General features: G+C 43.8%; 11 protein-coding genes. 7 read left to right on the top strand and 4 right to left on the bottom strand.

What is annotated here, in order from left to right; all coding sequences use genetic code 11:
• Positions 1-15 precede the first annotated feature (15 nt).
• Positions 16-1,203 carry an AGE family epimerase/isomerase gene (locus C8D85_RS12625; protein ID WP_211342194.1) on the bottom strand — a complete coding sequence of 396 codons (1,188 nt, stop codon included), beginning with the start codon at positions 1,201-1,203 and terminating at the stop codon, positions 16-18.
• A 176-nt stretch (positions 1,204-1,379) separates the two neighbouring features.
• Between C8D85_RS12625 and C8D85_RS12620 the strand changes: the two genes are divergently transcribed.
• A complete protein-coding gene (locus C8D85_RS12620; RefSeq protein ID WP_162847585.1) occupies positions 1,380-4,730 on the top strand; it encodes an MHYT domain-containing protein in 3,351 nt (1,116 codons plus the stop codon).
• 10 nt (positions 4,731-4,740) lie between these two features.
• The gene (locus C8D85_RS12615) at positions 4,741-5,751 is read left to right on the top strand and encodes an HD domain-containing phosphohydrolase (RefSeq protein ID WP_133563264.1); all 1,011 of its coding nucleotides are present in this window, start codon (positions 4,741-4,743) and stop codon (positions 5,749-5,751) included.
• Positions 5,752-5,795: 44 nt separating this feature from the next.
• On the opposite strand, the gene C8D85_RS12610 is transcribed toward C8D85_RS12615, so the two are convergent.
• Positions 5,796-8,072 (bottom strand): sensor domain-containing diguanylate cyclase, encoded by a 2,277-nt coding sequence (locus C8D85_RS12610; protein WP_133563262.1) that lies wholly within the window; start codon positions 8,070-8,072, stop codon positions 5,796-5,798.
• 198 nt (positions 8,073-8,270) lie between these two features.
• Between C8D85_RS12610 and C8D85_RS12605 the strand changes: the two genes are divergently transcribed.
• Complete coding sequence (locus C8D85_RS12605) at positions 8,271-8,588, top strand: c-type cytochrome (protein ID WP_133563260.1); 318 nt, start codon at positions 8,271-8,273, stop codon at positions 8,586-8,588.
• A gap of 317 nt (positions 8,589-8,905) precedes the next feature.
• Here the strand turns inward: C8D85_RS12605 and C8D85_RS18080 are convergent, their stop codons facing one another.
• A complete protein-coding gene (locus tag C8D85_RS18080) occupies positions 8,906-9,064 on the bottom strand; it encodes a hypothetical protein (protein WP_162847584.1) in 159 nt (52 codons plus the stop codon).
• Between the two features lie 136 nt (positions 9,065-9,200).
• Between C8D85_RS18080 and C8D85_RS12600 the strand changes: the two genes are divergently transcribed.
• Together C8D85_RS12600 and C8D85_RS12595 are read left to right on the top strand one after the other, a co-directional pair.
• Positions 9,201-9,506: a hypothetical protein gene (locus C8D85_RS12600; protein WP_133563258.1), complete on the top strand. Its 306-nt coding sequence runs from the start codon at positions 9,201-9,203 to the stop codon at positions 9,504-9,506.
• Positions 9,507-9,550: 44 nt separating this feature from the next.
• Positions 9,551-9,838 (top strand): hypothetical protein, encoded by a 288-nt coding sequence (locus C8D85_RS12595; protein ID WP_133563256.1) that lies wholly within the window; start codon positions 9,551-9,553, stop codon positions 9,836-9,838.
• Positions 9,839-10,118: 280 nt separating this feature from the next.
• Here C8D85_RS12595 and C8D85_RS12590 read toward each other — a convergent pair whose 3' ends face one another.
• Positions 10,119-10,538, bottom strand: a complete 420-nt coding sequence (locus tag C8D85_RS12590) for a nuclear transport factor 2 family protein (protein WP_211342193.1) — start codon at positions 10,536-10,538, stop codon at positions 10,119-10,121.
• A 102-nt stretch (positions 10,539-10,640) separates the two neighbouring features.
• Here C8D85_RS12590 and C8D85_RS12585 point away from each other — a divergent pair, with 102 nt between their 5' ends.
• On the top strand, positions 10,641-11,522 hold the full coding sequence (locus tag C8D85_RS12585) for a LysR substrate-binding domain-containing protein (RefSeq protein WP_133563254.1): 882 nt from the start codon (positions 10,641-10,643) through the stop codon (positions 11,520-11,522).
• Between the two features lie 973 nt (positions 11,523-12,495).
• Positions 12,496-13,932 carry an aldehyde dehydrogenase family protein gene (locus C8D85_RS12580; RefSeq protein WP_133563252.1) on the top strand — a complete coding sequence of 479 codons (1,437 nt, stop codon included), beginning with the start codon at positions 12,496-12,498 and terminating at the stop codon, positions 13,930-13,932.
• The last annotated feature ends 6 nt before the right edge of the window (positions 13,933-13,938 follow it).

Here is a 13,938-nt window from a genome sequence, read left to right as displayed (position 1 = left end):
GGCTTTTTTTTATACTCAGTTAGGCGCTGCTGTCATATTGTCCATAACATCCCAACAAGCTCCTAGCGTGTGGTAGTCCACTTTCCCCATTGGCGATTTCTCGGTGGTAATTTTATCGCCATTACGTGCCACAATGCGGAACCAAGCACCGTGAGTATGATCGATCAAATGGTCCCAGCTGTATTGCCAAAGTGTTTGATACCAGTCGAGATAGGTTTGCTCATCAGTCACTTTGTATAAACGATAAGCCGCTGCAATCGCCTCAGCTTGGACCCAGAAGTATTTCTGAGCATCGGCAAATTCGTAAGTTTTCGGAGCAAAGCCATAGACTAAACCTCCGTGCTCTTTATCCCAACCGTATTTAACCGCTTGATCAAACAGACTTTTAGCGCGTTCCACATACCATGACTCAGGGCTCAATTGGTGTAATTGCAGTAGCAGTTTGGTCCACTCCACTTGATGGCCAGGTTGAAACCCCCATGGCTTAAACAAGTCGTCCGGCTTATCAATGTTATATTGCCAGTCCGGTTGCCAATCTTGATGGTAGTGTTCCCAAATCATGCCGCCAGCTAGGTCACATAATTCTCCAGCAAACTTTTGCGCAAGGCGTTTAGCGCGTTCTAAGAAACGTTGATCGCCAATGGCTTTATAGGCCGCGATAAAAGCTTCGCACATATGCATATTGGCATTCTGACCGCGGTATGGGTCAAGAGTCGAAAGCTCCCCCGAGCGCTCGTCTGCGTAGGCGTTGTGATCAGGTTGATAGAAGTTATCATCTAACCATGAATACAGGTCTGAAAGCTTATCTTTTGCATCGACGATATCAGCCATATGGGCATGCGCATAAGCCAACACCACAAATGCATGACCATAGGCCATAGCGGTTTTGTCGATGGTATCGCCTAGCATCCAAGCATAGTGATTTGAATTCGCTAGATAATGCTCTTGCTCTATAAAGGCTAAACCATCTCGAGCCCAATCAGCGTAATGGTCTCCATAACCACGACGGTAGGCTTCAGAATAATTGAATACAAAGCGTGTGGACGACACCAAGTGGCGGGTTTTAGAGTCAAATACCTGACCATCATCGAGAAAATTCTGAAAGAAGCCACCCGCAGGGTCTTTCACGACAGGTTCGTAGAACGCCAAGATGTCTTTTGTATGGGAAAGTAAAAAGTCGTGAGAGGAATAATCCATTGCCATGGTTATACTTCCTTAAATAGATTGTGTATTTTTGTTGTAAGGAACTACTATGGAATTTGACAGTATAAACTGTCAAATAGTGTTTCGAGACTGCTACAGTTAGACTGTGTGCGATGAGATAAGCTGGACGCACCGATTGATTTGAGATCTTCGCCTTAATGAATTGGCTAACCCAAATGTTTACTACGAGTGTCGACTCAGCCCTTCTTGTTCAAGGGCAGTATGACTCTCCACTGGTGATTTTGTCCATACTACTTGCTTCCAGTGCATCATTTTTTGCACTGAGGTTAGCGGAAACCGCTCGTCATATCGTATTGGCTCGATATCGGCATATTGCTACGGCAACTGGCGCGCTGATTTTAGCGGGCGGTATTTGGAGTATGCATTTCGTTGGCATGCTCGCATTTAAGCTCCCTCATCATATGGATTATGATTGGTTTCTCACGGTCTTATCACTTATCCCAGCTTTTGTTGCCAGTCTGATAGTACTCAAGTCTTTGATTTACGTTCAGGAGAAAGATGCGCTTTCTCTTAGACTAACGCTGCGTAATGGTGTCATTGTCGGCGCTGGGATCGGCACCATGCACTACGTAGGTATGGCTGCTATGGATATGCACCTTACCGTGAAATATAACCCCTATTTGTTTGCATTATCTGTTGTGGTTGCTGTGGTGCTGGCCTGCGTTGCCTTGCTTGCCAGAAGGGCGATGAAACTCACGTTTCCAGATATGCCCACCATTCGAATTAAGTTTATTATTGCCGCCATTATGGGCTGCGCTATTTCCGGAATGCATTATACCGGCATGGCGGCTGCTTACTTTATTAAAGGCTCTTCTTCTAGTTTCCTTGCGCTTCCTCCTGGTGATAACAGCGAAATGGGCTATGCCGTTTCGATTTTCTCTTTCTTGATTTTCATTCTTGCGATGAACGTGAGCTCGCAACTACGTTACCGTCAGTTGTTGATAGAACAAAGTGCCAGTGAAGCACGCACTCAGGCGATTTTAGATACTGCAACCGATGCGGTCATCACCATCAATGCCAAAGGTATCATTCAAGAATTTAATACGGCTGCGCAGGCCATGTTTGGCTGGACGGAATGTGAAGCCACTGGACAGTCGGTTGATCTGCTGTTTCCAGATAAAGGTGATGCGCAATACGATGGCTTTTTGGTGGAGTATTTTGCCCTTGCCAATACCAGCGTAGTGGGAACCAACCGTGAGCTCATGGCCCGGAACAAAGCTGGGCGTTTATTTCCAATACAATTGGGTATCGGTCGAATTAACCTACCTAATGGAGAGCTTCTATACGTTGGCTTCGCTTCGGATATCTCTCAGCGAAGAGAGATGGAAGAACGCATCTACAAAAGTGAGGAGCGTTTAAGTTCTCTGATCCGAAACATTCCAGGGGTATCGTTCCGTTGCTTACTGGATGAAAACTGGACGCCATTATTTCTGTCAGAAGCCATCTATGACTTAAATGGTCATAGTGCTCAGGAGTATTTAGAAGGAACGCTGAGCTTTGGCTCTTGGCTTCACCCTGAAGATCAAGATCGCGTTGTGGCGTTTTTTGAAGAAGCGGTAGGCAAGCAAGATCGTTATGAGGTTGAGTATCGCGTGACCCATCAGGACGGTCGCATTTTGTGGGTGCTTGAGAGCGGCACTATTGTTTACGATAACAACCACAATGCGAAATGGATCGATGGTGTTATGTTGGACATCACTTCTCGAAAAGCGATGGAACAAGAGCTACGAGAAGCGAAGTCCAGAGCCGAAGAAGCAGCGGAAGCCAAAGCCTCATTCCTAGCGAATATGAGCCATGAAATACGCACACCGATGAATGCTATCATTGGTTTTAGTAGCATTTTGCTCGACTCTTCTTTGCCGACTGAAACGCGTAAGCATTTGCAGACAATCAGTCAGTCTGCACAGTCACTGTTGCATCTACTGAACGACATTTTAGACAGCGCCAAACTCGATAAAAACAAATTGGAGCTGGATATGCAGCCGTTTCGTTTATCAAGCTGCGTTGACACAGTGATTTCTACGCTTTGGTTGCAGGCTAAAAATAAAGGCTTAGCGCTGAATTTAGAAGTCAGCCCTGAATTGCCGCAAGTGGTCGAAGGGGCTGAGGATCGTATCCGACAGGTATTGATCAACCTAGTGGGGAATGGCATCAAATTTACGGAGTCAGGTTCGGTTTCATTAAGAGTAACCCCTGTTGCAGGTCGTAAAGATTGGGTGCGATTTGCGGTGCATGACACTGGTATTGGTATTCCACAAGAGCGTGTGAATCAAATCTTTGAAGCTTTTACCCAAGCGGATGCGTCCATGAGCCGCCGTTTTGGGGGAACTGGCCTAGGCACGACCATTTCAAAACAGTTAGTGGAATTGATGGGAGGCACCATTCACCTTGAAAGTCGCCTTGGTGATGGCAGTTGTTTCTATTTTGATATTCCACTCCATAAAGCTGAGCAACAAGACCTTGCTGAGACAAATCAGCTACTTAAGTTACCTCCTCTTCGTATACTGGTCGCGGATGATATCGAAGAAAACTTAACGTTATTGAATATTATGCTGACCAAGCAAGGTCATACTGTCTATATGGCTAATGATGGTGTCGAAGCCGTCGAAGTCTTTAAAGACGTGCGTCCACAAGTGGTTTTAATGGATATTCAAATGCCAAATATGGATGGCTTAGAAGCCACTCATACGATTCGGGCGTTTGAAGCGAGTGCTGGTTTAGATTGCACACCTGTGATTGCTCTGACGGCCAGTGTATTGCTTGAGGATCGTGTTCAGGCCCAAGAAGCCGGGATGAGTGGTTTTGCGAATAAGCCTGTCGATTTAGCGCAACTTATGCAGGAAATTGCCAAAGTGCTGCAACTAGAAGCGAACGAGCTCGCCTCAGTCATGGCATCGAGTGCCGTGATTGGCGCACCAAAGTTTCATGTGGTTCATTTAGGCAAAGGAATGGAATTATGGGGCGAGTACAGCGTTTATGTTGCTGAGGTGGTTAAGTTTTATCATAAACACCAAGGCTTACTAGAGGTCTTGCAAGGCTACATTGAGTTAGAGGAATGGGCTAAATTGGCAGATCGCTCTCATGCCCTAAAAGGGCTCACTGGCAACTTAGCATTGCTGCCGTTGTATCAATATTTTAGTGCGTTAGAAAAAGCTGCAGATGGACACTGTCTGGGAGAAATGTCTGCGGCAATGGGGCATATCGCCGCCATTTGGAGTGACTTTGCCGAAGATATTGAACGTCTTGAAGCCAGCCTTGAACCTGTATCTCAGGCTTCCGATACGGAAGGGAGTATGAGTGTTCAAGAACAAATTGAGCAGTTAACAGAGTGGCTTTACATTACTGAATCTGGCGAGATTGACGATGAATTGAGTGAATCCCTTTTACAAGGCGTGCGCTCTGATATTGAGCCTTTGGTGCGTCAAGCAGCCCATGCAATTGATGAATTTGAGTTTAAAGAAGCTGTGAAGCATATTTATCAAGCGCGAACCTTGCTTCGTCAGTAAAGGAGTTTGTATGTCCCTATTAGAAAAAGCTCAGCCAAGAATTCTCATTGTTGATGATGAGCCTGCTAACCTAAAAGTGCTAAGACAAGTTTTACAAGACAGCTACCGTTTGTCGTTTGCCCGTTCTGGTGAAGCGGCACTGGAGTTATTGGATAAGGAAGATATCGATCTCATTCTCTTGGATATCATGATGCCAGATATGACTGGCTTTGAAGTCTGTGAAAAAGTAAAAGGGAATTCAGATACAGCCCGCATACCGATCATTTTTGTAACGGCGTTAAAAGACACCATTGATGAAGAAACCGGTTTTAAGCTGGGGGCAGTGGACTACATCACCAAGCCTATCGTGCCAGCCATCGTTCGTGCCCGAGTGAAAACGCACTTGTCTTTGGTCCAGGCCGATGCCTTAAAAGAAACCCAAATCGATTTGATTCAGCGCTTAGGCCGAGCAGCCGAGTACAAGGATAATGAAACAGGGATGCACGTTCAGCGAATGAGTCGCTATTCTTATGTGCTTGCGGTCGCGGCTGGCATTGACGAGCAAACGGCAAATGAACTACTGCTGGCGGCGCAAATGCATGATCTGGGTAAGATTGCGATCCCTGATAATATTTTGCTGAAGCCTGGCCGTTTGGATGAAGGGGAATTTAAGCAGATGAAAGCCCATGCTCAAATTGGCGCAGATATCTTGTCCAATCCTCAATCTCAATTGGTGGCATTAGCACGCTCGATCGCGATAACACACCATGAAAAATGGGATGGCTCGGGCTATCCAAAAGGGCTCAAGGAAAAAGAAATCCCATTAGAGGGGCGTATCGCGGCCATTGCGGATGTGTTTGATGCATTAACCAGTGAGCGTCCATACAAAAAAGCATGGTCGGTTGAGGATGCCGTTCAGTTGCTACAAGATGAGTCAGGTAAGCATTTTGACCCTGAATTGGTCACTTTGTTTGTTCAAGAGCTTCCTAAGATCTTGGATATTAAAAACAAATTCGCAGAGCAGATTCAGTTAAGCCGGTAGGTCCTCATACCCCAATTTTTGGTATCTGCCTTTTTATACAATAATTAATCGTTCTCGAACCAAGCAATCTGATCACGACCGTTCTCTTTTGCCTTATAGAGGGCTTTGTCTGCTTGAGTTAATGCTGTACTAGTATTATCGCAAGTGTATGCCGCAACGCCCATGCTAACCGTGACAGAGCTTTTATTAGGCAAAGCAAACTCTGTATGGCGAATAGTCTCCATAAGCTTTGTTAGCCTTGTTGTGACTGACTCTGTTGATTGCTCGTGCAATACGATGGCGAACTCTTCACCACCCACACGTGCCGTGAAATGCGGTGCAGGGATCGACTCCTTTAAAACAGAGCCTAATTGCTTGATAACGCTGTCCCCTACATCGTGCCCAAATCGATCATTAATACTCTTGAAGTAATCGATGTCGAGCATCACGAAATAACTGATTTCATCTTGTGAGAGTGATCCGAGGTATTCTAAAAATGCCCGACGATTATTCAGTCCAGAAAGGGGGTCAGTCATTGCCATGCGAAGTAATTGGTTTTCTGCTTCTAATCGAGCTGTCTCAAGCTCCACCGCGTAAAACAGACCAGCTAAAGCGTCACGCAATGGCTTTAAAAACTCAGCATCCTGTTCGGTGTAGTTGGAAAACTTATTGGCCAAACCTATCATGCCAGTAATTTCCCCCTGTAATTGGATAGGAAGACCCATAAAACGGTAGATAGGTGGATGACCTTTTGGTGTGCCGACTGATGCAGGGTGAGAGCCTAGTTGGTTACTAATTACCGTCTGCTCAGTCTTAATCGTTTCGCCAAACAAATTATCAAACGAATCGAAATACAGCTTTCGCCCTTTGTACAGTTCAACCAGAGCCTCACTGGCACTGTTCCAGCTGAGCTCAGAGATGGCATGTATGAAAAGCCTACGTTTATTGTTTTCAAATACAATCTGACCAATAAAAGCAAACTGGCTATCTGCAATATCAATCAACTCTGGGAGGATCTTTTGGCAGGCGTTGGATAAATCGTGGTTCTCTAGATAAGCCGCACGGGCTTTGTTTATGAACCCCAGAAGTTGGCTTTGCTTCATTTGGTGAATCTCAGCCAGTTTGCGTTCGGTAATGTCTCTGTGAGTACCCGCAAGACGTAGAGCTCTACCAGTTTCGTCTCTTTCAACTACTCGGCCATAGGTTTCAATCCACACCCAACTGCCATTTTCATGGCGCATTCGATACACTTCTGAGTAGACTTTACTTTCACCTTTTAGATGTGCTTCGATTTTCTTATTCACATACTGCAGGTCTGCAGGATGAATACGCTGCCTCCAGAAACGGCTACTACCATCATAGAACTCGTAATCGACACCAATGATGTCACACCAACGCTTATTAACTTGTGTGTGATCAGTTTCGGTATTGTAGTCCCAGGTGCCCAATTCCGAAGCTTCAAGCAATAAACGCATTTGTCGGTTAGCGTCGTTTAAACGCTTTTCGAAATGACGTTGTTCAGTATTATCCGTCGCAATGGCTTGAATAGTTAATAGTCGACCTTCCTCATCAAAAAAAGCTTTTGAAAGTAAACGTATCCATACTCTTCGTGTTGTGTTGGATAGTTCTAAATGGATCTCAGTCGTTTCGACCCCACTTAGATGATTCTGAATCATAAAGTGGAATTCTTCTTGGCTGGCTTGCGTTAAAAAAGACTCAAAACTTTGCTGATGTGTTGTAATGTACTCATGACTCAGTCCTAAAACATCTTCAGAATTTCGAGTGACACTTTGAAGTATTAAGCCGTTTTCATAGCGCCAGCAGAGCATTACCGCCGGAGAATTATCCAGCAAACTGTGTTCGTTTTGCAGCTGATAGTGCTCACGTTTTAGAGCGATGTGATCACTGATAAAGGAACTAAACTGATGCAGTGTAGCGCACTGTTGCTCTGTTAACTGGCGAGGTTTTGTATCGATCAAACAGACGCTGCCAATGACAACATCCTCAATAACTAGTGGTGTGCCAGCATAAAAGCGCAGGCCTGGGCGTTTCTCAGCAAAATGGCTTTCTGTGTAACGCTCGTCTTCTAGTAAGTCAGGGATAACGACTTGTTTCTCTTCATTTAGCACTAATACACACAAGGCATCTTCGAGTGGGGAGGTGTCAATGTCTAAACCATAGCGAGACTGAAAAACAAAGTGACCTTTTTGCGCAATAGCTGTCATTGCAACAGGTACATCAAATAATTGGGCGATGCTGGAAATTAAGTTGTTGAGTGTTTCATCTGTGGATTGGTTTAGCCCATACTTATCTATTAATGCTTGACGCTTTGGATGTGGCATTTTAATTCCTAGCCATAATGATTAATTGATTAAAGATTAGCTTGTTCTGGGGATTTTTCAGATCCAGTTGTAACCAATTTCTACAAAACTAATCATGTTTATTACAGGCGGATAACGGAACTATTGAGTATTAGGTTTCGCTAATAATATATAATTTCTCCGGAATAGGATTCACTAAAAACAGCATAAGGTGGCCGCATGAAAAGTATCTTCATGTTGCTAGGGATAGCTTTATTGACAGGGTGTTCGGATCAAAATACAGAGAAATCTGATTTACAAAGTGGTAAAGCACTCTATGGCCAGTACTGTGCTAGTTGTCACAAAGACTCTGGACGAGGCCAGTTTCTACTTGGGATTCCTCGAAACAAAGATACTCAGATGAGCATCAACGAAATTGCCCACCTTATCCGCTCAGGCCATCCGAACTTAGAAAAAATGCCTACTTTCCCGCAACTGAGCTCCCCGCAAGCTTATGCCATCTCTTCTTATCTTAAACATAAACTAGGGGCAGAATAACCGTCACAGAACATAAAAGCAGGAATATGAATGTAACAACGAGGGCAGGGAAACGTCTAAGGATGCATGAAAGGAGAAAATGGTACGCCCGAAAGGATTTGAACCTTCGACCTTCGCCTCCGGAGAGAACTGCACAAGAATATGTATATGCGTATTAAGACACTTAAATGCATATAAATCAATGATCTTGAGTTAAATGAGATTTTTATATTGTGCGTATTAAAACACATCTAAGTGCTATTTATGGTCACATTATGAGAATGGTGACCTTGCAATTTTGTGTGGATTTCAGGAGTGCTTCATGTGACATTTTGACCTCAGATGTCAGCTTGATGAGGAAGTTCACGGATAACTTTTGCAGGGAGTCGACAATCACAATATTGCCCCCAAAGCTTTTTATCATCACTCGGCCAGATGCCGCCCACCACGTTATTCTTTAATGTGGCTTCTAGGATTAATTGTTGTATTTTAGCCAATCATAGTACCTATGAAGTATGAGTGACATTTTCATCAAAATGTCACTCCCCGAGCCCTTTTTATAAAAATGTTGTAACCTGAGAGAGTTGCTACCAATGGAAGCTCTTTAGTCAAGATATGGTGTAAGGAGTGAATATGTATTATGTCGGTGTTTGTCGTTATTTCGCGACAGGTGAAGGTGTAACAATTTATGTCGCCAGCGGAAGTGAAGAATCAATTCGAGAAGCTATTCCTGAATTTTATCTTCAAGGACTGACCCTTTTAACGCCTACTGATTGGCTAAAAGCGGCTGAAGGAGAATGCACAAATGAATATCTCCAGTCGGATGCAGAAGTGCTTAAGGTCTATTTGCCGATGTTATGGAAGCAAATTGAAGAGCTAGCATTAGGGCGAGGCTGCCATCTGGATTTTTTTATGAAGTATCACTTTAACTATGCTTAACTTCAGTCGGAACTCATGAGGTATATGACAAAGGGAGAACGAACATGCAATCTGTGAGATTAAAATGTATTTTTGACGCCCTCGGCGAAAATTCAGAAACGACTGAGAATCTTAAACGCCGCGCAGAACTCATGATTAGAGCGAGAGATTTGATTAAGAATGCCGGTGGTGTACTTGTTAAAAATGATGCGGAACAGTCCTCTGCAGTATTCACCGTGCCAACAGCAAATTACGATTTTCTAATGGATCAACTGGATGACTTAATGCTTGAGAATATCGTTCAATTTCGCAGAGACTCGGAAGAGGTTGAAATTCTTATTGATGATCTGTGAAGGCTTTTTTACTTCACTCTAATGAAATGATCTGAAGTTGTAGAGATTCAGGTTTCTTTAGCCTGTTCGCTTATTGTTTTTAAGGCATGGATAGATAATCAGGCATAGGATGTCGAGTGAACGAGGTCCACTCCATTATAAGTAATAAATGGTCTAGTAAAGTCTGGCTGATTCACTCCATTGCTTCTCAAAAGTCGCTATTTGAAGATACTGGATAAGCGGCTTATCCAGTTTTGAGCCCGTATGTTCAGAAAAGCAAACAGGAGTGACTTCAAGAGGACTAGTGAGAGTACTTATCACCAACAGTTTCTCTGATTGGATGTGTGTCATACACAATAGTCATTTTCTCTATCAGTCCTTCTTTATTGAAATCGAAAATATCGATGCAGTCGAATGGAGCGCTAGAGCCATCAGATAGCGTCCAGTCGTAGCGAAAGTAAGCTGTGGCTCTCAGATTGGCATTGGAACTCAAAAATATGTCCAATGGTGTGATGATGCTTGGACCTGAAGACTCTTTTAACTTTTCAAAAAATGGTTTTGGCTTCATCCATCCTAGGAATGGCGAGTAGATGTCTGCGTTTTCATCGAATAGCTTACAAATGCCATCCACATCACATTTCTCTAACACTTTGAGGTAGTTCATGATGTGGTCTTTCATGTGTTGGCCTAATTCGTTTACTACTATATCTTGGGTTATCATTTCGTACTCCATCTTTAATGTATAGTTCATGATATAAATGGAATTGATAGCCTTTCAAACTAATAGATTTGATATGGGGTATGCCAATTTGGAATACGTAGAATGCGATCAAAAATTTATAGGTCACTCCCAAGCTTAGTGACGATACAAGCATTCGTTGTTTGTTCCGAACTAAAAAGCATCAATAAGGCTTCATTGATGTTGAATCGATCTCAGGGAGCAGTGAGTAAGCAAATACAGCAGCTAGAGGAATTCTATGGTGTTGTGCTGTTTGAACGCTTAACTTCCGGCCTAGAGCTAACGGTTGAGGGTAGACGTTTCTTAGGGGTTGCTTATGAGTTACTCGAAGTTGTTGGTAAGTTTGAGTCTTCAAATGAACAATTGACAGAGCTCACAATATATTCGCCTTCAACATTTGCATTGCGTTGGCTGTTACCGAGAATAGAGCGAATTAAGAAAGCCGTGCCAGAAATCAAAGTTCACGTTAGAAGTACTCATTCAGATGTGACCAACTTCGATGAGAACACACCGAGTTTAGCTGTGGTTCGAGGGGAGCCATCTGCCAGTAATGTTGTATCAATGGAGCTTCTACCAGAATTGCTGACTCCTATGTGCTCGCCATATATCCTTGACCTAATACGAGAAAAAGAGTGGTCTCTCGAAGGGCAAAACCTTCTTCATGCTTCTCCTGTAGGAGAGGAGTGGCATGCATGGCTAGACCAAAATAGATCAAGGAAAGTAGACGGAACTCAAGCAATTTATTTTGATACTTTGGATGTTGCGATGTCAGCTGCGGAGTCGTCATTGGGGGTAGTTATTGGAGATCCTACTATGGCGAAAGAAAGGCTGGAGTCTGGTCGATTGGTGATGCCGTATCGTTCTGTTGTACCAAGTGGGCAGAAGTACTTTCTATGTTATTTAGAGCGATTCAACAGTAACAAAGAAATCCAAAAACTCATCAGAGCAGTTGAGCGGTCGCTCTAAATTCACGAAAGTTGAGGCTAAATATCCAAGCCTGATTTTAGGTCTACAACTGCACAAGAATATGTGTATGCGTATTAAGTCACTTAAATGCATATAAATCAATGACCTTGTGTTAAATAAGATTTTTAGATTGTGCGTATTGAAACACATTTAAGTGCCGTTTATGGTCACTTAATGAGAATAGTGACTTTGCAATTTTGTGTGGATTTCAGGAGTGCTACCTGTGACATTTTGATCTCAGATGTCAGCTTGATGATGAATTTTACGGATAATCTCTGCAGGTTTTATAGCAATCAAAACTTTATCTTAAAAGCTTTTTATCGTTACTCTGCCAGATGCCACCAGGGGATTCCGACTGAACAAGGTCAACTCCATTATAAGTAAGAGATGGTCCAGTAAAGTCTGGCCGATTCAAGTAGGCAAGTGCTTGGGCTCATGTATTTTCTACTACTGTTGATCACATTGAGAGATTCACTGGTTTGCCGTTGAGGTCACCTGATCAGAGTGGCCTATTGGGAAAAATAATGTTCTACACTGGTTAGGTATATCCATTAAATCTAGAGGCTTGTTCGGCCTTGGTTTGATTCTGAAAAAGCTACATGGGCTTGGCATACCGCCGAGCCATTAGAACCATTTGGCCGTTTAACCCCATCAGAAGTAATTATTCGATACCACCAAAGTGGACTTAAAGAACTAAAATCGCGGATTTCTACTCCTGAGTTAGGAAGTTTCCAGAAGCGGTTGCTTGTAAGTCATTGCTTTTGCTGAACCTCGTATAGAAATAAGTGTTAGCTATTTGAAGAAAAGCAGAGTATCTGACTTATTGAGAAAAAGACTCTGACTATTTTCCTATGCCTCATCTTTTCAATTGAAATCAGATTGCTTTATAGAAAATTATTTAATATTGCGAGTGATCTTTATTTGTTGTAAGTTATCAGACATCTTATAACGTGACTTCTTGAAGGTTCATTCGATGACAGTGTTAGCAAACTTGATCAATGGGGAGTGGGTAACCACGCAAGAAAACCGCCCTAATGTGAATCCAGCCAATACCAATGACATTATTGGATATTCACCGATATCTACGAGCGAGCATGTTGAGCAAGCGATTGCTGCCGCCAACGCAGCATTTCCTGCATGGTCCACATCTCCGATTCAGCAGCGCAGTACGATTTTGGATAAAGCGGGTACGGAGATCCTTGAACGTAAAGAAGAGCTAGGGCGTTTGTTAGCACGTGAGGAAGGTAAGGCACTGGCTGAGGCTATCGGCGAAGTCGTGCGAGCGGGTGATGTGTTTAAGTTTATGGCTGGCGAAGTGCTGCGCATGCCTGGCCAAAAGATGGATTCCACTCGTCCAGGTGTTGATGTGGAGATTACCCGTGAAGCAGTAGGGGTAATCGGAATGATCACACCATGGAACTTCCCGATTGCGATTCCTTCATGGAAAGTAGCGCCTGCTTTGGCATTTGGTAACTGCGTTGTATTAAAACCAGCGGACTTAGTTCCAGCCAGTGCTCATGCCTTAGCAGATATTCTGCAGCGAGCGGGTCTTCCAGCAGGGGTCTTTAATCTTGTTATGGGTAAAGGTTCGGTTGTAGGTCAGGCAATTCTGGAATCACAAGAGATTGATGCGATCAGCTTTACTGGTTCTCAAGGCGTCGGTTCACAAATTGCGGACATAGCAGCCAAGCGAATGATTCGTTGCCAGTTAGAAATGGGAGGTAAAAACCCATTAGTTGTTTTGGATGATGCGGATATCGATGTGGCTGTGGAAGTGGCGTTGAATGGCGCATTTTACTCAACGGGACAGCGTTGTACCGCGTCTTCTCGACTGATTGTTCAAGCTGGTATTCATGATGCTTTTGTTGAAAAGCTAGTAAAGCGACTCGGTGATATGAAAGTGGGCGATCCACTGGATGCAAAGACCACCATCGGCCCTGTTGTCGATGAGCGTCAATTACAAACAGACATGAGCTATATCGAAATTGCTCAAGCAGAAGGGGCGACGTTAGCGTTCGGTGGCAAACGCATTGCCAACGATCTTCCTGGGTACTTCCTTGAGCCGACATTGTTCATCGACACAAATAATGACATGCGCATTAACCGTGAAGAGGTCTTTGGGCCTGTGGCGGCGGTGATCAAAGTACAAGATTATGACGAAGCATTATCCGTTGCTAATGACACCGTATTTGGGCTTTCTGCTGGTATTTGTACAACGTCATTAAAGCATGCTTCTCATTTCAAGAGACACGCACAAGCCGGCATGGTGATGGTGAACTTGCCAACTGCTGGTGTAGATCCTCATGTGCCATTTGGCGGTCGCAAAGCGTCGAGCTTTGGCCCCCGTGAACAAGGTAGCTACGCTATTGAGTTCTACACCACGGTAAAAACCACATACGTCCTGCCTTAGTTAGCT

This window comes from Marinomonas communis, from assembly GCF_004363305.1.
Classification (GTDB): Bacteria; Pseudomonadota; Gammaproteobacteria; order Pseudomonadales; family Marinomonadaceae; genus Marinomonas; species Marinomonas communis.
This window is presented reverse-complemented; position numbering and strand designations above follow the sequence as displayed.